At 64.4% G+C, this 22,479-nt stretch carries 21 protein-coding genes; 3 read left to right on the top strand and 18 right to left on the bottom strand.

Going from position 1 to position 22,479, the window contains the following annotated elements:
• Positions 1-30 precede the first annotated feature (30 nt).
• The 3 genes from ACTJLC_RS25190 to ACTJLC_RS25200 form a co-directional block, all read right to left on the bottom strand.
• Positions 31-1,365 carry an NAD(P)/FAD-dependent oxidoreductase gene (locus tag ACTJLC_RS25190; protein WP_310133522.1) on the bottom strand — a complete coding sequence of 445 codons (1,335 nt, stop codon included), beginning with the start codon at positions 1,363-1,365 and terminating at the stop codon, positions 31-33.
• Positions 1,366-1,471: 106 nt separating this feature from the next.
• The gene (locus tag ACTJLC_RS25195) at positions 1,472-2,875 is read right to left on the bottom strand and encodes an aminotransferase (RefSeq protein ID WP_374710312.1); all 1,404 of its coding nucleotides are present in this window, start codon (positions 2,873-2,875) and stop codon (positions 1,472-1,474) included.
• A 23-nt stretch (positions 2,876-2,898) separates the two neighbouring features.
• On the bottom strand, positions 2,899-3,783 hold the full coding sequence (locus ACTJLC_RS25200) for an aldo/keto reductase (RefSeq protein ID WP_310133525.1): 885 nt from the start codon (positions 3,781-3,783) through the stop codon (positions 2,899-2,901).
• Between the two features lie 161 nt (positions 3,784-3,944).
• Between ACTJLC_RS25200 and ACTJLC_RS25205 the strand changes: the two genes are divergently transcribed.
• Positions 3,945-4,676, top strand: coding sequence for an IclR family transcriptional regulator (locus ACTJLC_RS25205; RefSeq protein ID WP_310133527.1), 732 nt, complete (start codon positions 3,945-3,947; stop codon positions 4,674-4,676).
• A 68-nt stretch (positions 4,677-4,744) separates the two neighbouring features.
• Here the strand turns inward: ACTJLC_RS25205 and scpA are convergent, their stop codons facing one another.
• The 10 genes from scpA to ACTJLC_RS25255 all read right to left on the bottom strand — a co-directional run bounded on the left by scpA (position 4,745) and on the right by ACTJLC_RS25255 (position 14,734).
• On the bottom strand, positions 4,745-6,844 hold the full coding sequence (gene scpA / locus ACTJLC_RS25210; protein ID WP_310133530.1) for a methylmalonyl-CoA mutase: 2,100 nt from the start codon (positions 6,842-6,844) through the stop codon (positions 4,745-4,747).
• Positions 6,841-7,665, bottom strand: a complete 825-nt coding sequence (locus tag ACTJLC_RS25215; protein ID WP_440845548.1) for a Pnap_2097 family protein — start codon at positions 7,663-7,665, stop codon at positions 6,841-6,843. The genes scpA and ACTJLC_RS25215 overlap by 4 nt, the downstream gene beginning before the upstream one ends.
• 14 nt (positions 7,666-7,679) lie before the next feature.
• Positions 7,680-8,984 carry an MSMEG_0569 family flavin-dependent oxidoreductase gene (locus ACTJLC_RS25220; RefSeq protein WP_310133538.1) on the bottom strand — a complete coding sequence of 435 codons (1,305 nt, stop codon included), beginning with the start codon at positions 8,982-8,984 and terminating at the stop codon, positions 7,680-7,682.
• A gap of 76 nt (positions 8,985-9,060) precedes the next feature.
• Positions 9,061-9,345 carry an MSMEG_0570 family nitrogen starvation response protein gene (locus tag ACTJLC_RS25225; RefSeq protein WP_073428049.1) on the bottom strand — a complete coding sequence of 95 codons (285 nt, stop codon included), beginning with the start codon at positions 9,343-9,345 and terminating at the stop codon, positions 9,061-9,063.
• A gap of 25 nt (positions 9,346-9,370) precedes the next feature.
• Positions 9,371-10,540 (bottom strand): MSMEG_0565 family glycosyltransferase, encoded by a 1,170-nt coding sequence (locus tag ACTJLC_RS25230; protein ID WP_310133541.1) that lies wholly within the window; start codon positions 10,538-10,540, stop codon positions 9,371-9,373.
• Positions 10,537-11,523: a sll0787 family AIR synthase-like protein gene (locus ACTJLC_RS25235; protein ID WP_310133545.1), complete on the bottom strand. Its 987-nt coding sequence runs from the start codon at positions 11,521-11,523 to the stop codon at positions 10,537-10,539. The genes ACTJLC_RS25230 and ACTJLC_RS25235 overlap by 4 nt, the downstream gene beginning before the upstream one ends.
• Positions 11,520-12,083: an MSMEG_0567/Sll0786 family nitrogen starvation N-acetyltransferase gene (locus ACTJLC_RS25240; protein ID WP_083083804.1), complete on the bottom strand. Its 564-nt coding sequence runs from the start codon at positions 12,081-12,083 to the stop codon at positions 11,520-11,522. Before ACTJLC_RS25240 ends, ACTJLC_RS25235 begins: the two co-directional genes overlap by 4 nt.
• Positions 12,084-12,085: 2 nt before the next feature.
• On the bottom strand, positions 12,086-13,213 hold the full coding sequence (locus ACTJLC_RS25245; protein WP_073428118.1) for an MSMEG_0568 family radical SAM protein: 1,128 nt from the start codon (positions 13,211-13,213) through the stop codon (positions 12,086-12,088).
• Positions 13,194-14,231 carry a Nit6803 family nitrilase gene (locus tag ACTJLC_RS25250; protein WP_310133548.1) on the bottom strand — a complete coding sequence of 346 codons (1,038 nt, stop codon included), beginning with the start codon at positions 14,229-14,231 and terminating at the stop codon, positions 13,194-13,196. Before ACTJLC_RS25250 ends, ACTJLC_RS25245 begins: the two co-directional genes overlap by 20 nt.
• Positions 14,232-14,251: 20 nt before the next feature.
• Positions 14,252-14,734 (bottom strand): MSMEG_0572/Sll0783 family nitrogen starvation response protein, encoded by a 483-nt coding sequence (locus ACTJLC_RS25255; RefSeq protein ID WP_073428045.1) that lies wholly within the window; start codon positions 14,732-14,734, stop codon positions 14,252-14,254.
• Positions 14,735-15,119: 385 nt separating this feature from the next.
• Here ACTJLC_RS25255 and ACTJLC_RS25260 point away from each other — a divergent pair, with 385 nt between their 5' ends.
• Complete coding sequence (locus tag ACTJLC_RS25260) at positions 15,120-16,511, top strand: PLP-dependent aminotransferase family protein (protein ID WP_440845552.1); 1,392 nt, start codon at positions 15,120-15,122, stop codon at positions 16,509-16,511.
• Positions 16,512-16,581: 70 nt separating this feature from the next.
• Here ACTJLC_RS25260 and benD read toward each other — a convergent pair whose 3' ends face one another.
• The 5 genes from benD to catA all read right to left on the bottom strand — a co-directional run bounded on the left by benD (position 16,582) and on the right by catA (position 21,315).
• Entirely contained in the window at positions 16,582-17,358 is a 777-nt protein-coding gene (benD, locus tag ACTJLC_RS25265) for a benzoate diol dehydrogenase BenD (RefSeq protein WP_310133554.1), read from the bottom strand.
• Entirely contained in the window at positions 17,355-18,377 is a 1,023-nt protein-coding gene (gene benC / locus ACTJLC_RS25270) for a benzoate 1,2-dioxygenase electron transfer component BenC (protein WP_310133558.1), read from the bottom strand. The genes benD and benC overlap by 4 nt, the downstream gene beginning before the upstream one ends.
• 45 nt (positions 18,378-18,422) lie before the next feature.
• Entirely contained in the window at positions 18,423-18,911 is a 489-nt protein-coding gene (gene benB / locus ACTJLC_RS25275; protein WP_310133561.1) for a benzoate 1,2-dioxygenase small subunit, read from the bottom strand.
• The gene (locus tag ACTJLC_RS25280; RefSeq protein ID WP_310133564.1) at positions 18,908-20,266 is read right to left on the bottom strand and encodes a Rieske 2Fe-2S domain-containing protein; all 1,359 of its coding nucleotides are present in this window, start codon (positions 20,264-20,266) and stop codon (positions 18,908-18,910) included. The genes benB and ACTJLC_RS25280 overlap by 4 nt, the downstream gene beginning before the upstream one ends.
• A gap of 113 nt (positions 20,267-20,379) precedes the next feature.
• Positions 20,380-21,315, bottom strand: coding sequence for a catechol 1,2-dioxygenase (gene catA / locus ACTJLC_RS25285; RefSeq protein ID WP_310133568.1), 936 nt, complete (start codon positions 21,313-21,315; stop codon positions 20,380-20,382).
• A gap of 175 nt (positions 21,316-21,490) precedes the next feature.
• Here catA and ACTJLC_RS25290 point away from each other — a divergent pair, with 175 nt between their 5' ends.
• Positions 21,491-22,414 (top strand): LysR family transcriptional regulator, encoded by a 924-nt coding sequence (locus ACTJLC_RS25290; protein WP_073428038.1) that lies wholly within the window; start codon positions 21,491-21,493, stop codon positions 22,412-22,414.
• Positions 22,415-22,479 lie beyond the last annotated feature (65 nt).

Raw genomic sequence — 22,479 nt, forward strand, 5'->3', positions numbered from 1 at the left:
CTACCTGTGTGAAGTGATGTGCGCCGCCGCTCAAGCGCGTTGCCTGCGTTTGTCGATGACGTCGCGAATCTGGTAGTAGCTGCCGAGCGCGGGCATGAACCACGGCTTGCCGCCATAGAGCGGATGCGTGAGCATCGGCGTGCCGTAGGCGCTGGTTTCGGGCGCTTGTCCTTCGACGATCAGGCGCGCGACCTTGTAGCCGAGATACGTCATCATCACCACGCCGCTGCCGTTGCAGCCGAGCGCGTAGTAGACGCCATCGGCGGTGCGGCCCAGATGCGGGAGGAAGTCGAGCGTGAGCGCCACCGTGCCGCCCCAGCTATACGCCACCTTGACGCCTGCCATCTGCGGAAAGCGCTCGACCATCTGCGCATGCAGGATCGCAGCCGACTGGCGGCGATCGAGGTTGTAAAAGCGCGCCCGGCCACCGAACAGCAGCCGCGTGCCGTCCGGCGAATAGCGGTAGTAGTTGACGACGCGGCGCGTCTCCGAGATGCCGCGACGTTTCGGTATCAGCGAGGCGCGCAAGTCGGCCGGCAATTCCTCGGTGGCGATCTGATGCGATACGACCGGCACCACGCGACGTTGCAGATCGGGCGTCGACGAACCTGTGTAGCCGTTCGTGCAGATCACCACGTGCCGGCTGGCGAGCGCGCCGCGCGGCGTCTCGACCCGGTATTGCGCGCCGACTCGCGCGATGCTGTCGACCGGGGCGCGGCTGCATACCGTGACGCCCGCGCCGCGCGCCGCGGCGAGCAGACCGGCGAACATCATCGACGGATGAAGCTGGCCCGCCCGTTCGAGCAGAACGCCGCCGGCATAGATGTCGCTCGCCAGTTCGCCGCGCAGTTCGTCGCGTGAAAGCAGCCGCGCCCCGGCGCGCGCATACGTGTTCAGATTGACGATGCGCTTGCGCCACGCGGCGAGATGCGCGTCGGTCCACATCGCGTTGATGCGCCCGGCCTTCACGTAGCTGCACGCGATCGCGTTGTCGCGCAGGATGCTTTCGAACACCTCGTAAGACGCCGACGCTTCGCTCAACAGGGTGCGCTGACGCTCCTCCGATACCGAACCATCCAGCTTTTTTCCCGACGGCGCCTTGCCGACATTCACGCCTCCCGACACCTGTCCGCCGCTGAGCGTGCTCGCGCCGATGCCAGGCACATCCGCTTCGAGCACGGCCACGCGCAAGCCCTGCTTCGCCAGTTCGAGCGCGCACGACAAGCCCGCATAACCGGCGCCGACAATCGCCACGTCCACCTCGCGGGGCACCTCCGACATCAGTTCGTCATGCGGACGCCAGTCTTGCCACCAGTACGGTGTGTCGGTGAAATCAAGGGAAAAAACGTCGTTGCGCGTGGACACGGTCGAGTCCCTGGTTGGATTGAATAGCCCCGCTCGCCGGACTCAGCGAGGGCGTGAAAAACCAGCGGCTTCCGCGAGCCGTCGGTCGCGGCCTCGGGCCTCGCTGTCATGGCGCCGATAACGCGTCGCTCACGTCGTGCAGCGCATGGCGTGCGATAGCAACGATTTCGTCGATGTCGGCGCGCGTGGCGATGAGCGGCGGCGCAAAGCCGACAATGTCGTTCGTGCCCAGCGCGCGCACGATCAAACCGCGCGCGAGCGCCGCCTGCGCCACCCGTTGGCTCGCCTTCGCCGCGGCCGGAAATGGCCGTCGTTCAGTCTTGCCGGCCATCAGTTCGAGCGCGGCGAGCATGCCCACGCCCCTCACATTGCCGACCAGCGGATGCGCGTCGAACGCCTCGTGCAGACGCGCCTGAAAATAGGCGCCGACCTCCGCGGCATTGCTCACCAACTGCTCGCGCTCGATGATGTCGAGGTTCGTCAATGCCGCCGCCGCGCACACCGGGTGGCCGGAGTAAGTCCAGCCGTGATTCATCGCGCCCTGCTCGCGCGAGCCGCGCTCGATCGCATCCCACACGCGCTCGCTGACGATCACGCCGGACAGCGGCAGATACCCGCTCGTCAGTCCTTTCGCCACCGACATCAGATCCGGCACGAGGCCGTAGTGCTCGCTGCCCGTGCGCGAACCGAGGCGGCCGAAACCGCACACCACTTCATCGACCGCGAACAGGATGTCGTGACGCTCGAGCACCGCCTGAATCGCCGGCCAATACCCTGGCGGCGGCGGCACGATGCCGCCCGAGCCCATCACCGGCTCGCCGAAAAACGCGGCGATCGTGTCGGCGCCCTCGCGTGCGATCAGTCGCTCCAGGTGCTCGACGCAATCCGCGACGAACTCCGCCTCGCTCGCGCCGGGGCGTGCGTCGCGATAGAAGTCGGGACTCGCCGTGTGCAGCACCTGCGGCATGGGCAGATCGAAACCGGCGTGAAACTTCGGCTGCCCGGTCAGGCTGCCGGTCGCGATGCCCGAGCCGTGATAACTGCGCTGCCGCGCGATGATCTTCTTCTTGCGCGGCCGTCCGAGCACGTTGTTGTAGTACCAGGCGAGCTTCACCTGCGTCTCGTTGGCGTCCGAGCCCGACATGCCGTAGAACACCTTCTTCATGCCGGGCGGCGCCCACTCTTCGATCAGACGCCGCGACAGTTCGACAGCGGGGTCGTTCGAGAAGCCCGCATACGTGTGATAGAACGACAGCCGGCGCGTCTGGGCGGCGATCGCGTCGGCCATTTCCTCGCGTCCATAGCCGATGTTCACGCAGTAAAGCCCCGCGAACGCGTCGATGTACGAGCGCCCCGCGTGATCTTCTATGCGGATGCCCTGTGCGCGCGTCATTAGCCGCGCATCCAGTTCGCCCGACGCATGGTCGGACGCGTGCGTGCCGGGATGCATCAGATGCCGCCGGTCGGTTTCAAGCGTGAGCTCGCCGCGCCTGTGCATGGCCGGGTTCATCGCAATGTCGATGTCGACGAAGTTCATGTTTTGTCCGCCGCTGAAGAATTGGCCGCAGCGTCCCACCGCGGATGCCACGCCGGCTTGCTCACGCGGCCGTCGGCGCGAGCCAGCGCGCCGATGCGCGCCATCGAGCTCGCATCGAGTTCGAAATCGGATACCGCAAGGTTTTCGCCGATGCGCACCGGGTTCGACGACTTGGGAATCGCCGCCACGCCGGGCTGCTGCACGAGCCAGCGCAAGATGATCTGGGCCGGCTTGCGCCCGTGTTCGCGTGCGATCTCCGCGATGACCGGATCGGCAAGCAGCTTGCCGCTGCCGAGCGGCGTGTGCGCGATCAGCGCCATGCCATGCCGGCGGCACGCATCGAGCACCTGGGTCTGGTCGAGATACGGGTGGTATTCGCACTGATTGGCGGCCAACGGCACCGAGGCGAGCGCGACTGCGCGATCGAGCAAGGCCACCGGAAAATTCGATACGCCGATATGCCGCGTCAAGCCGCTGCGCTGCGCTTCGCACAGCGCGCCGATGGTCTCTTCCAGCGGCACTTCAGGGTTGGGCCAATGCACCAGCAGCAGATCGACGTGATCGAGCCCGAGCCGCGCGACGCTTGCCTCGGCGGCACGCCTGAAATCCGCGGCGCGCAATTCGGTGTGCCACACCTTGGTCGTGACGAACACCTCGTCGCGCGGCAGACCGCTCGCGGCGAGCGCCTGGCCGACCGCCTGCTCGTTCTCGTAGCGCGCCGCCGTGTCGATATGCCGATAGCCCGCTTCGAGCGCCGCGCGCACCGCTTGCACGCCCTCCTCATGCGTGGACCGCCAGGTGCCGAGGCCGATTGCGGGTATGCGCGCGCCATGGGCCTGGATAACCGGCAAGGCGTCGAGCGGCTGAAAAGAGAGTCCCATTGCCGTAATCGTTCTCCAATGCTTTCCAACTCGATGAGGGTGTGCCACAATACGGCACGGCGTTCCACAAACAGTGAACGAAAAGTAACACGCGCTTTTTTGCGTTGCAAGCGCAGCGTGGGCGAGCGCTCGCCCGTCGCCGTCCTTCATCGGAGACCTGCATGAAAAGTTTGTTGAAGAGCCTCGAGATCCTCGAGGCTGTGTCGAAGAATCAGCCGGTCAGCGTGGGCGTGCTGGCACGCCAGCTCGATATGCCGAAGTCGAGCGTGCAGCGCGTGCTGTTGACGTTTCACGAGGCGGGCTGGCTTCGTCAGTCGAGCGGCGATCTGACGCGCTGGGAAGTGGGACCGCGAATTCTCGGCGTGCGGCCTGCCGCGCTGCGCGGCGGCGCGCTGTATGCGGCCGCGCGTGAGCCGATGCGCGAGTTGCGCGACCTGACCAACGAAACGGTCCATCTGTCGGTGCCGGACAGCACCAACTCGATGGTCCTGATCGACCGTGCGGACTGTACGCAAACGGTGCGCACGTTCAGCCCGATCGGCGATCCGAGCCCGTTTCACGCCACCGCCACGGGGTTGGCGGTACTGGCGTACATGAAGGAAGCCGAGGTCGACGAAATCCTGAGCCGCGACCTGCCGAAGTTCAGTGAAACAACGCCATGCGATCCCGCCGAGATACGGCGGGAACTCGAGCGCATCCGGCAACGCGGCTATTCGGTGAATCTCTCGCAGTACCGTCCCGCAGTGTGCGCGATCGGAGCGCCGATCATCGATTCAGACGGCGCGCCGGCGGCGAGCATCTGCATCTCGATGCCGGAATCGCGCTATGACCCGGCACGTCTTGAAGAATGGGGCAAGGCGGTAGCGAAGGCCGCGGCCGCGATTGGCGTGTAGCAATCCGGTAGGGGTGCGCGACGCGCGATTCACGGCGCGTCATGCCGTCGCCGCTTCCAGTCGGAACTTCAGCACGCCACGAGCCGCACCAGGCGCAGCACGATTTCGTGCATGCGCGTGCCGGGCAGGAAAAATTCGGCGACACCCAGCGCTTTCAGCACCCCCGCGCTTGCCGCCTGAACGTTCCCGCCGAGCACGACGGGTATCGCGGCATGCCGCGCGCGCAATTCACGCATCAATTGCGATGTCAACTCGACATGTGCGCCCGCGAGCGATGACACGCCGATCATGTCGACCTCGTTCGCCAGCGCGCGCCGCGCAACTTCCGCGGGCGAGATGAAGAGTTCGTTGGACACGACCTCGAAGCCCGCATCGATCAACGCGGCAGCCACCGCTTGCGCGCCGCGATCGTGGCCGTCCTGTCCGAGCTTCGTGATCATCACGCGGGGCTTGCGCCCCAGCGTCGATGTCAATTCATCGACCTGTTCGCAGGCAGCTTTCCACCTTGCATCCGACGAAAGCGTTTCCTCGTAGATGCCGGCGCTCGCATGCAAACCGATCGCATGACGCGGCCACACGGCTTCGAGCGCGCGCGTGCATTCGCCGACTGTCGCGCGCGCACGCATGCAGCGGATCGTCAACGCGAGCAGGTTGCCCGTGCCCTCGCGCGCGGCCGTTTCGAGCGCGTCCAACGCACGCGCCACATGCTGCGCATTGCGCCGCAGCTTGACCTCCGCGATGCGACGGAGCTGGTGGCCGCGCACTTTTTTTCCGTCCAGTTCGAAACATTCGGGCGCTTCGTCAGCGTCGCCATGAACGAACGCGTTGACGCCCACCACGACGCGTTGCCCGCTATCGATTTCGGCCTGCAGCGTCACGGCCGATTCGTGGATGCGTTGGCGAATCCATCCCGAGCGGATCGCTTGCACGATGCCGCCGCGCGCGTCGATCTCGCCGATCAGCGAACGCACGCGCGCCGCGATGTCGGCCGTCAACGCTTCCATCATGTACGAACCGGCCCACGGATCGACGACGTCGCACAGTCCCATTTCGTGCTGAAGCATGAGTTGCGTGTCGCGAGCGAGGCGCGACGACGATGCCGACGGCAAGGCCAGCGCTTCGTCAAAGGCGTTCGTATGCAGCGACTGCGTGCCGCCGAAGACGGCCGCCAGCGCTTCGACGGCGGTGCGCACGATGTTGTTCGACGGCTTCTGCGCGGTCAGCGACCAGCCGGACGTCTGGCAATGCATCCGCAGGGCGCGCGCCTTGTCGGAAGCCGCGCCGCACTGCGTCGCGAGTTCCGACCAGACGAGACGCGCCGCGCGCAGCTTCGCAACCTCGACATAGAAGTCCGTGCCGACGCCGAAGAAGAAGCTCATGCGCTCGCAGGCGTCGTCGGCATTCATGCCTCGCGCGCCAAGCGTTTCGATGTAGGTGCGCGCATGGGCCATCGTCAGCGCCAGTTCGAGCACGGGATCGGCGCCGGCCTCCTGAAAGTGATAGCCGGACACCGATAGCGCGTTGAAGCGCGGAGCATGTCGCGCGAGATAATCGACCACGTCGGCGGCGATTCGCAACGACGGTTCAGGCGCGAAGATGCAGGTGTTGCGCACGATGAACTCTTTGAGAATGTCGTTCTGAATCGTGCCGGTCAGTTGCGCCGCGGCCACGCCGCGCTCCTCGGCCGCGACGATGAAGGCGGCCAGCACGGGCAGCACCGCCCCGTTCATCGTCATCGATACCGAGGTTCGATCGAGTGGAATGCCCGCGAAAAGACGCGCCATGTCTTCGACCGTATCGATCGCGACCCCGGCCAGCCCGACCTCGGCGCTCGCGCGCGGATCGTCCGAATCGTAGCCGCGCTGGGTCGGCAGATCGAACGCGACGGACAAGCCCTGTGCCCCTTCCGCCAGCGCGGTGCGAAACGCGAGGTTCGAATCGGCCGCTTCGGCGTATCCCGCGTATTGCCGAATCGTCCACGGCTTCGCCGTGTACATCGACGCGTATGGACCGCGCACGAACGGCGCGGCGCCAGGCATGCTGTTCAGATGCGCGACGCCAGCGAGGTCGGAGGCGGTATAAAGCGTCTTCAGCGGCACGGCGCGGCGCCGGGGCCTGGGCCGGGACTGCAAGCGCAGCGGCGCCTCGCGTTTGACGGCGGACCTCATCGCTGTCTCCAGCGTTTTTCCGTGACAACGTCGGCAATCTTCAGGTTGTCGCTGCCGCGTCGCACTTCGCTCCAATGCACGATGCCCTGCGCGCTTTCGCGTTCGCCGACCACATGCACGTTCAACGCATCACCGATGTTGACGTTGCCATAAAAGTGCAGCGCCCGGCTCGCGATCACGGGCGGCTCCGCAAACCGGTGCCGTTGCCATTCGGCGCGATCGACAAACGACTGGAAGCTCGCGAAGTAGAGAAAGTCCGCGCCATTGAAGTCGTTGTTCGGACAGGGAAGAAAGCGGGCGGCCTCGTGCACGCCAGGCTCGAGCCCTTCGCATGAGGCCCAGTCTCCCGCCCTCAGGCCCTTGCCCGTTTGCGTCATGGCCAGCGCTTCGTCGGGCGCCGGACTGATCGCCCCCGCCAGCGCGGCAAGCGTTGCACGCGCGACCGAACGATTGTTGCGCGCTTCGGCGCGCGTGACGAACGTCGACGACATCGACACCTCCGCGATCGACGCATCGTCACGCACGATGCGGTGTGTGCTGAAGTGCCGGACCGGGCCGGTTCTGCATAACGCGCTGTGAATGTCGAACTCGTCGTTCTCGCGCACGGCATCGAAACCGTGCGCCCGCAGGCGGATCGCGGTGAAGGCGGCATACGAGCGGCCGCCGTTGTCGTCGCTGACATCCGGCGTGGCTCGCCCTGTGTGCACGGCCAGCGCCTCCCAATGACGATGCCCGCATTCCTTCAGCAGCCAGTTCTCCGACAGGCCGGTGAAGCTCAATTGCGGCATGCCCGCGCGATAGCGTCCCGTCGTGTTCTGCATGGGGCTTCGGTCGCTCAGGCCGCGAGACTATCGGTTGCCGGGTCGGACGCATCGAGCGACGCGCGAATGGCGTCGACGACATAAGCCGCGTCGCGCGCGACGCCCGAGAAGCGCCCCGACCCCCACGTATGCAGCCACGGCAAGCCGATGAAATACAGCCCCGCTTGCGGCGTGATGCCCCGCGTGTGCGCCGGATAACCGCGTCCATTGAACACGGGCGCATCGATCCAGCTGAAGTCCGGCGTGAAGCCGATGCACCAGATGATCGACGTGATGCCGCTCGCCGCCAGATCGAGCGAGGTGCGCTCGCCGTCCGGCCGCCATACCGGCTCATAGGCCGCTTCGCGCGGCGCGTCGATGCCGTGCCTGTCGATGAACGCATCGATGCTCGCGTTGATGCGGTTGTAGGTATCGTCCGCGCTGTCCAGGTTCTCGATCAGGTTCGGCGCGAACTGCAGGCGGCCGTCGCGCAGATCCTCGAGCCGGCCGTACAGTTGCATGCCTTCGAGCGCGAAACGCCGCAGATCGATGTCGCGTCCGCCGTCGCGGCCGGTCACGTAGTGGTTCGTGTTGTCGCGCACGCCTTCACGCAACGGATGCTGCTCGACGGGCATGTCGTAGTAGTGCATGTCGGCGAGCCAGTCGACCACGTCGCGTCCGCGATAGAAACGCGCGCAGCGCGGCGCCTCGCCGACCGCGAGGTACACCTTGCGCCCGGCCAGATGCAGATCCTCGGCGATCTGTGCACCCGATTGTCCCGAGCCGACGACGAGCACCGCGCCGTCCGGCAAGACCTCGGGATTGCGATAGTGCGAAGACTGCATCTGCACGATCCCGGCGGGCAGGCGCTCGGCCATGCGCGGCACGATCGGCGTGTGATAGCCGCCCGACGCCACGACGACGTGATCCGCGGTGAACTCGCCATTCGAGGTCGACACGTTGTAGCGTCCATCGGCGCCGCGCTTCACGCGTTTGACCTCGGTGTGCTCGAGCACCGGCGCGTCGACCATCGCGATGAAGCCGTCCAGATACGCGATGATCTGATCCTTCTTCATGAAGCCATGCGGATCGTCGCCGCGATACGGGTAGCCGGGCAGCGCGCATTGCCAGTTCGGCGTGACGAGACAGAATGCGTCCCAGCGTTGCGAACGCCAGGTGTGCGTGACCGAATGCTTTTCGAGCACGAGATGATCTATGCCGGCTTCTTTCAGGTAGTAGCTGATGGACAGGCCCGCCTGGCCGCCACCCGCGACGATGACCGGGTAGTGACGATTCGCATGGGCCGCCTGAGGGCCAGGGCTAACGGTTGTGTTCGACATGGTTCTTTCCTGCTTTCGGTATGAATGTTCCGGCGCGCGGCCATTGCTTCGTCAATGGGCGCGCCGCATTCAGGTTTCACAAAAGTTCGACGACCTTCACGACCGCCAGCGGGTCCGACGAAAAAGCCTCGGCCTGCTGCTCGATCTGCGCGAGTTGATCCATCGCGGCCGAACAGGCGAAGCCGTATTTCTCGCGCACGCGCTCGGAGCCGATCTGCAAAGCCTCGCGCGAGCGTTCGACAAACTCGCTCAATGCATAGCTCTCGCCCGCCGCAAGGAACTCGCCGACCACCGTCGACGGCGAATAGCAGTTGGCCTCGGTGCCATCGGGCCACTGGACCCTGAAGTGCATGACTGGCATGACATATCCTCGATGAATGAAGGGTTCAGACGGGAGCGGGTTGCAGTTGCCGCCGGTACAACGCGATGTGACGGCGGGCGCTCGCGGTCCAGCTGAAGCGCTGCAACAACTCAGGGACCGCGTGGGCGAAATCGATGCCGCCGCGCGCATCGAGCGAACGGCGCAACGCGCCGGCGATGCTGTGCGCGTCGTCAGGCTGCGCCCAGCAGCAGACGCGTTCATCGAGGTATTCGATGAACGGCGCGATGCGCGAGACGACAACCGGCGCGCCCGACGCGAGCGCTTCCAGCACGACCAGCCCGAAACCCTCGCGCAACGACACCATCGAGACGACATCCGCGCGGCGCAGGAGCGCGGGCATGACCTCGTCGTCGAGCGGGCCGGTGACGACGATCGGACACCCCGCGCCAAGCGCAAGATTCAGCGCCGCCGCGCGTTCGAAAAACCGCCGGCCATAGGCGTCGTGATCCAGAAGACTCGCGCCACCCGCCACGACGAGTTGCGCATCGGCATGCGTCTGCCTGAGCAACGCGAACGCTTCGAGCAGTTGCAGTGTGTTCTTGCGTTCCTCGATGCCGCCGACCGCCAGCACGACGGGCGCGCCGACCATGCCGAATCGTGCGAGCAAGGCCGTGTCGGAGGCGTCGCGTCTTGCCGTGAAGCGCGTTAAATCGACGCCGTTCGTCACGGTCACCGCGTTCACGCCGAAGTCGCGCTGCATCCGGCGCGTCCACGCATCGCTGACGCAATAGACGGCGTCGGCATCGGCATACGCGCGCCGCTGCCATTCGGCGAGACGCGGCACGGCGAAGTCGTCGAGATGGTGGACCGTTCGCACGAACCCGTGTATCGCGCCTTCATGCCGAAGCTCGGCGAGCGCGTTGCCGCTGATGCTGTCCTGCGCGTGGAGAACGTCGAAGCTCGCCGGATCGCTGGCCAGCAACGCGGCCTTCAACGCATCGATACGCGTCCGCACCATCGATACCGTGTCGCTCGCGTTGCCAGCGACCCGAGCGAGCACGATCCGGCACGGCGACGCCCGGAACATCGCGACCCCGCCCACCGACGGCACGAAGATCGTCACGCGATGCCCCGCGTCATGCAATGCGCGCGCGAGTTCGAGCGTGTGCACGACGCCGCCGCGCGGGTTCACCGAGTGCGTGAAGAGCGCGATTCGAAGGGGACGTGTCTTCATGCGCACGCTCCCGAAGGCGCGCCGATGAACGTCCCGTCGCCGAAATTCCAGAGCAGCGCCGCGTCGCCGCGCTGAGTGAGCACCACTTCGCGCGATGCATCGACTTCGCCGATCACCGCGCACGCCAGATCGCGTGCAACGAAGCGCGCGAGCACTTCGTCGACGTGTTCCGCGCGCACCGACAGCACGAAGCCGAAGCTCGGAAACGCGCTGAGCCAGCGCTCGAAGTCGACGCCCGGCGGTCGTGGAATCGCGTCGAGATCGATTCGCGCGCCCATCGCCGAACATTCGAGCAGCATCAACGACGTGCCCAGCACGCCGGCCATGCTGATGTCCTTCGCGGCATCGCACAGGCCGCTTTCCGCGAGCGCGGGCAGCAGCTCGAGATCGTCGCGCAAGCGCTGCGACGGCGCGCCGACCGAGGCGTTCCAGAACGGGTACGGGTCTTCGAAGCGGCCTCGCAGATCGACGGCCATCACGAGCCGATCGCCTGCGCGCGCCTTGAAGCTCGACAGCAACGCGCGCGCCCGGCCCACGATCGACACCGCGAGTTGCGGCTGCGCGCTGCGCGTATTGCTATGCCCGCCCACCACCGGCACGCCGTAGGCAAGCGACGCCGCCGCCATGCCGGCCAGCACTTCTTCGGCCGCGCCGAGGCCGTCGCTCCACAGCGCATCGACGACGGCAAGCGGCCGGCCGCCCATCGCATACACGTCGCTGATGTTGACCATCACGCTGCTGTAGCCCGCGAACCACGGCATGGCTTCGACGAAATCGCTCACCAGCCCTTCGATCGCGAAGAGCAGGTAGCCGTCGCCGTCACGGATGGCCGCGCAGTCGTCGCCGAGCGCGACCGCCTGCGCGAGATCGCGCACGCCGTGCGGCAGGCGCTGCGCCAACGACGCGACGACGCCCGCAATATCGGTCTTATGCCGGAAGCCGCGGCTTGCCCTTAGCCGTTCAACGAGCGAAGCGATGCTCATGAGCGGCCCCGCGACGACGTGACGAGCCCGCTCTCCGGCGTAAAGCACGGCGGATAGTGCGCGAGGTCCGCTTCCATCAGATGATGCGCACGGCCGAACAGCATCTCCTCGCCCACCGATTGCCAATGCAGACGCCGGAACAACGGCACATTCTGGCTTTGCACATGCGCAAGAAAAGTCTCGCAACCGAGCGCGTGCGCGCTGCTCACGGCGAGCCGGATCAGCGTCGAGCCGAGCTTGCCGTGCGAGCGGAACGCCGCATGCACCGCAAGCCGCGAGCCCAGCCACACATGCGGCTCGGTCTCGTGAATCCGTACCGTGCCGACGACCTGCTCCGGCACGCCCGCGATGCAACTCAGCGCGACCAGCAGCTTCGCGCGAGCGTCGATTTCGTCGCGGTCGTCGCCGGCGAAGATGCCCTGCTCCACGCAAAACACCGCGCGCCGCAGCGCATAAGCCTCGTTGCTTTCCCACGGCAGCGTCGCCCATTTCACGCGGTACTCCGCAGGCGTGAACGCAAGCGGCAATGCATCCAGTTCATCGACGGCTTCGCAGAACATGGCTACTCCTCGTACGATGCCAGCGACGAACATGCGCCGCATTTGCCGCAGCCCGCCTTGATGTCGGCGGAACGCATCCGCGCGTCGCGCAGCATCGCACCGAGCGGAACCAACACCGACTTCATGAACGCCGGCGTCGGCGCCGGATGGTCTTCGAGCGGCGTGCCGCTGATCGGCACGAACGGCACGACGAACGGATAGACGCCGAGCGCAATCAGTTCACGCGAGATCGACAGGATCGCGTCGGCGGTGTCGCCCAGTCCGGCGAGAATGTACGTGCTCACCTGCCCGCTGCCGAACACCGCGACGGCCGCCTTGAACGCCTCCCTATAACGCGACACGGGCACGCTCGCCTTGCCGGGCATCACGCGTTCGCGCACGGCGGGCGTCACCACTTCCAGATGCATGCCGAGCGTATCGATGCCGCTCGCTTTCATCCGCTCGAACCAGCGGTCGTCGTCGGGCGGCTCGCATTGCGCCTGGATCGGCAGATCGACAGCGGCCTTGATCGCGAACGCGCTTTCGCAGAGGATCCGCGCGCCGCGATCGCTCGTCGGCGGCGTGCCCGTCGTCAGCACCATGTGCTTGACGCCGTCGAGCAGCACGGCCGCGCGCGCGACTTCGGCGAGTTGTTCAGGCGTCTTGCGCGCAATCGTGCGGCCCGCCGCGAGCGACTGGCCGATTGCGCAGAACTTGCAGGTCTTGCGGCGGCTTTCGTAACGGATGCAGGTTTGCAGCACGGTCGTCGCGAGCACGTCGGTGCCGTGCAGCGTGGCGATGTGCGAGTACGGCACGCCGTCCAGCGTTTGCAAGCGCGTGAAGCGCGGCGCCTTCGGAAAGCTGATGTCCGCGATCGGTATCGTGCCGCGCAGCAGCGCGCTCGCGCCCGCTTCATCCGGCGCACTGGCGACGAACGGCGAGTTCCACGCCGAACTCGTATGCACCGGCACCATGATCGTCACGCCGTCGACGGTGACCGCCTTGTGATCCGACGGCCCCGCGCCGCCGCGCCGGCTCGCGACGCCCGCGTTCGGATCGACCAGACGCAAACCCGCGGACTGCAACTCGGTGCGCAGTTGCGTCATCTGCCGGTGCCGTTCGGTTCCCACTTCACTCGACCGCCGGCTCATGGCCGGCGGATTCGCTCTGGTATTCATCCTGACCTCCACCCGTGGTATCGAAAGCGGCGTCGGCGCTGAATCGCTCGAACGCCGTGTTCATCGGCGCGACCGGGGTCGCGGGACGATCGTTGATCGCAAGGCTCAACAACTCGGGCCGCGCGTAATGGCCGACCGAGTCCATCATCCGTTTGCGCTTGGTGATGAGCGACATGTCGAGATCGGCGACCACCATCCCTTCGCCTTCGCGCAAGGGCTCGGCGAGATGCTGTCCTTCCGGCGACACGATCGCGGTATGACAGCCGCCGCGCAGCGCCTTTTGCAGCTTTGGATCGCTCGTCACCGAATCGATCTGCGCTTCGCTCAGCCAGCCCGTCGAGTTGACGACGAAGCAGCCCGATTCGAGCGCGTGATGACGGATCGTGACTTCGATCTGCTCGGCGAAGATCGGCCCGACGAGCGAACCGGGGAACTGGCTGCAATGGATCTCTTCGTGCTGCGTCATCAACGCATAACGCGCGAGCGGGTTGTAGTGCTCCCAGCAGGCGAGCGCGCCGACGCGCGCGATACCCGTATGCGCGACCTTCAGTCCCGCCGCGTCCCCCTGGCCCCAGATCATCCGCTCGTGAAAAGTCGGCGTGAGCTTGCGGCGTTTGAGCACGAGGCGACCGTCGACGTCGAACACGAGCTGCGTGTTGTACAAGCTGCCGTGGTCACGCTCGTTCACCCCGAGCACCACCACCATCGCGTGACGGCGCGCCCGTTCGGCTACCGCCTGCGTGACGGGCCCCGGCACGACGACGGCCTGTTCATACAGCCGCATGTGATCGGCGCCCGACGCGACGGGCGGAAGCACGAACGAAAAGTACGGGTAGTACGGCACGAACGTCTCGGGAAAGACGATCAGCTGTACGCCTTTGGACGCGGCTTCGTCGATCGCGGCGCACACCTTGTCGAGCGTGCCGCCGGGACGATCGAACTCCGGCGCGATCTGCACCGCGGCCGCTCGGATGATTCGCTGGTCGGACATGATCGGCACCCGGCCCGCGCTCAAACGGTCCACGTGTGGATGATCAGCGCGTTCTCCTTGCGATGGAGAAGCTGGATATCGAGCACGTCGAGCGGACTGACCGGACGAATGCCTTCGATCAGCGACGCTTCGCCATGACCGTACAGCGCCTGCAATGCGAAGCGGCAGGCGTACACCTTGCCGCCCTCTTCCATGAACTTCACGAGCTGCTTGTTGAAGTTCAGATGACCCGGAAAGGCTTCGTCGCCGAGCGTCGGAAAGCCGCGTTGCAGACCGAGCGTGACGCCCGGCCCGTACAGCAGCACCGACGTATCGAAGCCCTTGCGTTGCAGGCGCGTGGCCTGCAACAGATTGACGAAACCGATCGAGCCTTCGAACGCGACGGTGTGAAACGTCACCAGCGCCTTTTCGCCGGGTTCGGCTTTGACGTCGGGGAACACCTTCTCTTCGTAATCGACCAGAAAATCGCCTTTCTGATGCAGAGGTTTATTGACGGCGGGCATATCACTCTCCAATAAGTCGCGTAATTGATCGTATTTGCCCGCCGGAAAATGGCCGGCTGGCGAATTCAATAACGCAATGGATATGCCAATATCCGGCCCGAAACATGCAATCAACTTCCAATCATTCAAAGAGCGATTGTTCGAGCGACCCGAAAAAAATTTCGCATGCCTTGTTCGACGGGACTTTGCGCCGAATCGCGCAAGGCGGCCGCGCACCCTGTCAGCGCAGCGCAAGACCTGTTCATGCGTGCGCATGGTGCGGCAAACCCCGAAAGCGTGCATTCATCCAATCAATGCGATCAACTCTCAGGTTGAATGAAAAATGATTTATTTCTATTGCGAACCGCGTGCTACTTTCGAGCGACGCCAATAAGGAATGTTTAGCATGGACAGCCTCACGCATCACTGGCTCAAGCGATTAACCGAAAGCCGCAAACCGGCTTATCTGGTGATTCCTGATCTGATCGAGGAAGATCTCGCGAGCGGGCGTCTGCGTCCGCGTGACCGTCTGCCGGGTCTGCGCGATCTGGCGGCCGCGCTGCAACTGAACTACACGACCGTCGCGCGCGCCTATGCCGAAGCGCGCAAGCGCGGCCTGCTCGACGCGCGCGCCGGCAGCGGCACCTTCGTGCGCGGCCGAACCCAGACGTTGCCGCTCGCGGGCGGCAGCAGTGTCGAGATGTCGATGAACATGCCGCCCGAACCGCCCGAACTCGCGGCGCGTCTGCGCGAGTCGGCTGCGAGTCTGTTCGCGCACGCCGATCCGTACCGCCTGCTGCGCTATCAGGATTTCGGCGGCACGCCCGACGATCGCGCGGCGGGCCGCGCCTGGCTGAAAGAGCGTCTGCCCGACTGCACGGACGATACCGTGCTCGTCTGCCCCGGCATTCATAGCGCGCTCGTTGCGCTCGTCTCGCAACTCGCGCGCCGCGGCGAGACGATCTGCCTCGACACGCTCGCGTATCCCGGCATCAAGGCGATCGCGTCGCAACTCGGCGTGCGCCTGCAACCGCTGCCGCGCGACGACGAAGGGCCGCTGCCTCATGCATTCGAAGCGCTGTGCAAGAGCGAAAAACCCGGCGCGTTCTATTGCAATCCGACGCTGCAGAATCCGAGCACGCTCACGTTGCCGGGTCAACGCCGCGAAGCGCTCGCCGACGTCGCGTTGCGCTATAGCGTGCCCATCATCGAAGACGACGCCTACGGCTGGCTGCCGGCGAAAAAGCCCATCGCGCTTGCCGCGCTCGCGCCCGAGTTGACCTATCACGTCACCGGCTTTTCGAAGACGCTCGGCGCCGGTTTGCGCGTCGCCTATCTGCGCGCGCCGACCGCGCGGCAAACGCAACGCATTGCCGGCGCGTTACGCGCGACGACGGTCATGCCCAGTCCATTCACGGCGATGCTGGCGACGCAATGGGTCAACGACGGCACCGCGCACGAGATGCTCGACGCGATTCGCGTGGAGGCCAATGCGCGCCAGGCGATCGCCGCGCAGGAACTCGCTGAATTGCGTTACGACGCGCATGTCGACGGCTTTCACCTGTGGCTGCCCATTCCGGCGCAATGCAACTGGAGCGCACCCGAGCTGGCGTTGCAACTGCGCAATCAGGGCGTCGGCGTGGTGGCGGGCGCCGCGTTCTCGACGGACGGCAATCCGCCCAACGCCGTCCGCGTGTGCCTCGGCGGGCCGCAAGATCGCGACGATTGCCGCGACGCGTTGCAACGCGTCGCGGAGACGCTTAACGACCCGCATCATCTGCATATGCCGATGATGTAGGCGGTCATGTCGATCATTGGAGCACACGGCACTACCGTGGGATGTTAAGCGCAGGGAGTGTCCGCAAGCGCTAGCCGTTGTCGCCTCCGGCGACTGGCAACACGGTCCCGGTGATGTAGCCTGCCTCGTCCGAAGCGAGGAACAGAATCGGCGCGGTCTGCTCCTCGATGCTCCCATAACGTTTGAAGAAGGTGGATTCGGTGACCTGCTTGACCGCCTCGCTCATCCAAATCCTCTCCTGCTCGCTATCGCCCGCCGTGTTGCGCGGGACGCGTCGCGGAGGCGCATCGGTCCCGCCCGGCGCGGTCGCAACCACGCGGATGTTGTGCTCCGCGTATTCCATCGCGAGCGACTGAGTAATCGCGTTGACGCCGCCCTTGGCCGCCGAATACGGTACGCGGCGGATACCGCGCGTCGCATTCGATGAGACATTGACGATGGTCCCGCCGCCACGCGCGAGCAGGTGCGGCAACACGGCATGGCAGGCGTACAACGTCGGCATCAGGGAGCGGCGGATTTCCGCGTCGATCTGTGCCGGTTCGAACTCGGCAAACGGACGCATGCGAATCGCGCCGCCCACACCATTGACCAGAATATCGATGCCGCCAAACTTGCGCGCGGCAAAGGCCATTGCCGATGCCGCGCCGTCGTACGTCTCAAGGTCGGCAACGAAGCCGGCCGTGTTCGCGCCGCTCGCTTCGGCGGCGACCTCGGAGACGAAGTCGGCGCGGTCGACGAACAGCACCTTGCCGCCTTCGGCCGCTGCGCGAAGCGCGACCGCGCGACCGATGCCCTGTGCGGCGCCGGTGACCACCATGACCTTGCCGGCAAACCGTTGCGTGCTCATGCCGCCCTCGGTGCCGCGTTAGGCGTGAACTTCTCATAGTGGAAGCTGTTGGGCTTCACGCCGTTGGCGTCGAAATGCTGACGCACCGCATCGACCATCGGCGGCGGCCCGCACAGGTACACGTCCACGTCGCCATCGTTGACGGCCTCCGCCGGCATGTGCTGCGTCACCCAGCCCTTGTGGGGATGGGTCGAATCCGTGTCGGCCACGACGGTGCTGTAAGTGAAGTTCGGCAGCTTCGCCACGTACGCGTCGATTGCCTCCACCTGCACGAGATCGAGGTCTCGCGTCACGCCGTAAATCAGATGGACTTTTTGCTGCGACTTCGCACGGGCCAGCACTTCGAGCATCGACAGGAACGGTGCCAGCCCGGTGCCGCCCGCGAGGAACAGCAACGGCCGCTCCACTGCGCGCAGATAGAAGCTGCCGAGCGGTCCGGTCAGTTCCACCTTGTTGCCGGCCTGCGCGGAGTCGAGCCAGGTGCTCATCACGCCACCCGAAATTTTCTTGATCAGAAAACTGATTTTCGATTCGCCCGGCGCCGACGAAAAAGAATATGAACGGTGCTGACCGCTGCCAGGAACGTCGATGTTGACATACTGGCCCGGCAGGAATACCGGCGCGGTCGCCTCCACATCCAGTTCGAGCACGATGGCCGCATCGTTGTGCGCTTCGATCTTCGATACGGTCGCGGCGAATCTGCCTTGCCCGGTCTTGCATGCGGTGGAAGATGCCGGCACCGCAATGACACAATCGCTTTCCGGCACCATCTGGCACGTGAGTACGAGACCGCCTTCCTTCTCGTCTTCGGTCAGCGCATCTTCGATGTAATCGTCGCCCAGGTCGTAACGTCCGCTCTCGGCTCGGCACTTGCAGGTGCCACACACGCCATCGGAGCAATCCATCGGCAGGTTGATTTTTGCGCGAAAGGCGGCATCGAGTACCTTTTCGCCCGCCTTGCATGTCACGAAGCGGGTCACGCCGTCTTCGAAATTCAGTGCAATGTTGTAGCTGGACATCTTGCCTCCTGGTCCTCTCATCTCATTTCCGCAGGGGGTTTGCGCTCAAACGTGATAGACGTCGAGTACCTGGCGGATGTAGTCGTCCTTAAGCACAATTCGCTTGCGGGAAATCAATAGTTCATCGCCGACCTTTCGCAGCGTGACGAACATCGTGCCGAAAAACTGGTCGGTGGTTTTGTAACGGTGGCTGAGCGTGTTGAAGTTGTAGCGCACGTCCACTTCGTTCTCGCGCTCGGCCAGCACTTCCACGTTGGTGACGTTGTGACTGGTTCGCGGTTCAGGCATCGACGCGCCGCTGCGTTCGGTCTTGATACGGAACACACGGTCTTCCAGGCCGCCACGGTTCGGGTAATACATCAGCGAAATCTGACTCTCGTGGTCGTCGGTGAGCTGGTCGTCGTCGTCCCACGCCGGCATCCAGTAGGTCACGTCCCCGGTATAGCAGGCAAGCCAGTCGTCCCATTGACGGTCATCGAGCAGGCGCGCTTCGCGGAACAGCGCGGCGCAAATCGTCTGGTAATCGAAGCTCATGCCAGGGCCTCCCCGTGTTCCTTTTTGAGTGCGTCGCTCATCACGCGCACCCAGTATTCGTGCTGACACACGAACAGGCCTTCGTCCTCGCTCCGCTCGCCCGAGATGAGCGGCTTCATGCCCATGCTTTTCGCGTTGGCGTCGGGACCTTCGACCCACAACGGCGCCCCGCGCGAAAGGTCGTTCCACAACGCAGTGGTGCCGGCATAGCCAGCCTGGCAGGCGCGAAACTCTTCGAGGTCGTCCGCGGTGCCCATGCCCGAGACGTTGAAGAAGTCTTCGTACTGGCGAATGCGGGTCGCCCGCTCGGCTGCGCTCTCGCCCTTCGGCGCGAAACAGAAGATGCTGACTTCGGTCTTGTCCACGCTGATCGGACGCACCACGCGAATCTGGGTGCTGAACTGGTCCATCAGAAACACGTTCGGATACAGGCAAAGATTCCGTGTCTGATTGACGATGAAGTCCGCCTTCACGTCGCCAACGCGTGCCTTGATTTCGTCGCGGTATCGATAGACCGGTCGCACTTCCGGGTTCATCGTCCTGGTCCACAGCAGGATGTGGCCGTGGTCGAACCCGTACACGCCGGCTATCGACTTGCTCCAGCCATTCGCGTCCACGGCCTTGGTGCCGTCGGCCTTGCGCCGGTCCATCGTCGCAGCGTAGTTCCAATGCACGGTGCTGACGTGGTAGCCGTCGCAGCCGTTCTCCATCTGCATCTTCCAGTTACCGTCGTAGATGTAGGATGAATTGCCGCGCAACACTTCCAGACCGTCCGGGGCCTGGTCAACGATCTGGTCGATGACGACCCTGGTCTCGCCGAGGTAGTCCTCCAGTGGAATCGCGTCTGCATCGAGGCTGCCGAACAGAAAGCCGCGATAGCTCTGGAAGCGTGCAACTTTCTTCAGGTCGTGCGAGCCGTCGGTATTGAATTGAACCGGGTACTCGGTGGTCTTCACGTCTTTCACTTTCAGCAGCTTGCCGGTGTTGGCGAAGCTCCAGCCGTGGAACGGACACGTGAAGGTGCCTTTGTTGCCGTGCTTTTTACGGCACAGCATCGCGCCCTTGTGCGCGCAGGCGTTGATGACCGCGTGCAGTTCGCCGCTTTTGTCGCGCGTTATCACGACCGGCTGGCGGCCAATCCAGGTGGTGTAGTAGTCGTTGTTGGCGGGAATCTGGCTTTCATGGGCGAGATAGACCCAGTTGCTCTCGAAGATGTGCTTCATTTCGAGCTCGAACAAATCGGCGTTCGTGAAGATGTCGCGGCGGCAACGGAATACACCGTTTTGCCTGTCGTCCTGAACGGCGGTGTGCAGCAGTTCATCCAGCTGCCTGGCTTTGTCGATAATGGCGGACATGTGTGCTCTCCCTACGCGTGCTCCAGGTCGTGGAGCACGCGCATCGGTGTCGAAAGATTCTTGCGGAGCATTGAGCGGCAGCAGCGGTACGACGTAGCAGCCGCGTTGAGCGCTTACGCCGTGGCGGACGCACGCAGGCGATTGACCAGCTGGTTATCCTTGCCCTGCACCAGCGGAGTCAACGCGATGTTGAACTCGATTTCCCTGTACGCGTCGGCCTTCATGCCTAGCGCAGTGCCGCCGGTCTTCTCCACCACATGCGGAATCAGATCCTCGCGGGTGGCGTAGGCGAAGTCGTCCCAAATCAGCGGGTCGCCCTCGATGTTGATTTGAGTCGTCAGCTTGCGGTACTTGTCCGTGGTGACGAAGAAGTGCACGTGCGCCGGACGGTTGCCATGACGAGCCAGCGCATTCAACAGTTGCTGGGTCGCGCCGCCCGGCGGGCAACCATAGCCGACCGGCATGAGCGTACGGAATTCGTACTTGCCGTCGACACCCGTGCTGACCGCACCGCGCAGATTGAACTCGCTCTGCGCGCCGGTCGGGTCGAAGTGCGAATAGAAGCCTTTTGAATTGGCGTGCCAGCATTCGACCACCGCTCCCGCGACGGGCTTGCCGTCCGCGCCGGTTACGGTGCCGCGGATAACCAGCGGGCCCGCATCCTGATCCGGGTCGATGTCGATCTTCGAGATGCCGTCGCGCACGGGCGCACCGGCGACATACAGCGGACCTTCAATGGTACGCGGCGTGCCGCCGATGATTTCAGCCGCTTTGTCCTCCGCATCCATGCGAATGTCGAGATATTTTTCCAGACCGAGGCCAGCAGCAAGCAGCGCCGCTTCGCCGTCCTGGCCGAGCTTGTTGAAGTAGTGGACGCCCGCCCAGATTTCATCGGGCGTCATGTCGAGGTCGTCAATGGCCCTGAACAGGTCGCCCAGCAGGCGCTCGACAATCTGCTTTGCACGCGCATTGCCGTCCTGACTTCCGAGGTTGGCGGCGGCCTTCAGCAGATCCTGCACTTCCTTCGTATCGAATACCTTGACGCTCATGTCTGCTCCTGAATCTCTATTTTCTGGTCGGGGTAAACCCCTTGTTCGGCGCCTGCTCGAATATGCCTGAGAGGTATAATCGGCGCTGAAACCGGGTGTAAATGCAGAATAGTGGACGTTGGAATGCCCAGTCCAACACTGATTTAGTATCGGTCTATATCCGTGAGGTATTGAAATGGAACTGCGGCATCTTCGCTATTTCGTCGCCGTGGCCGAGGAACGCAATTTCACGCGCGCGGCACAGCGGCTGAACATGGCCCAACCGCCTTTGAGCCGTCAGATCCAGCAGCTCGAAGAGATTCTCGAGGTGCAGCTATTCCAGCGCGACTCGCGTCCGCTGAAGCTCACCGAGACGGGCAAGTTCTTCTACGCTCATGCCGTGCAGTTGCTGGCCCAAACGTCCGAACTCGAATCGATGACGCGGCGCGTGGGCAACATCGAGCGCAGTCTCTCCGTCGGTTTCGTGGGTTCGACGTTGTACGGAATGCTGCCAAAAATCATCCGGCGCTTCCGCGATGAGAACACGACAGTCGAACTCAGCCTCCATGAGATGTCGACGATGGACCAGATTCGAGCGCTGAAGGACGGTCGAATCGACGTCGGGTTCGGCCGTATCCGGCACGAGGACGCACACATCCGCCGGGTGATTCTGCGCGAGGAGAAGATGATCGTTGCCCTACCCGAGGGGCACTCGCTGTCGCTAGCCAAGCCCGTCCTTGCGCTCGGCGACCTGGTCAACGAGACCTTGATTATTTTCCCCAAGGCGCCGCGCCCCAGTTATGCGGACCAGGTGCTCTCGGCATTCGAGGACCGCGGCCTCAAGCCGCGCCGGATATATGAAGTACGAGAGTTGCAGATCGCGCTGGGCCTTGTGGCGGCGGGGGAAGGAATTTCTGTCGTTCCGAGTAGTGTGTACGGTTTGAAGCGGGACGATGTGAGCTACAAGGAACTCGACGACCCGACTCTGGTTTCGCCGATCATCATGAGCATGCGTGCGCTCGACGAGTCGCGGGACATTCGGGAAATGCTTGAACTCATCTATCGGCTGTACGAGGAGGAGCAGATCGACCACGCACCTCGCAACGATCCTGAGCGGTGATATTCGCCATACCCACTGGGTATGGCACTAGACGTCAACGGTGTTGGACATCGGGCAATTGGGCA

Origin of the sequence: Paraburkholderia sp. 22099 (genome assembly GCF_052045835.1) — a bacterium.
Classification (GTDB): Bacteria; Pseudomonadota; Gammaproteobacteria; order Burkholderiales; family Burkholderiaceae; genus Paraburkholderia; species Paraburkholderia terricola.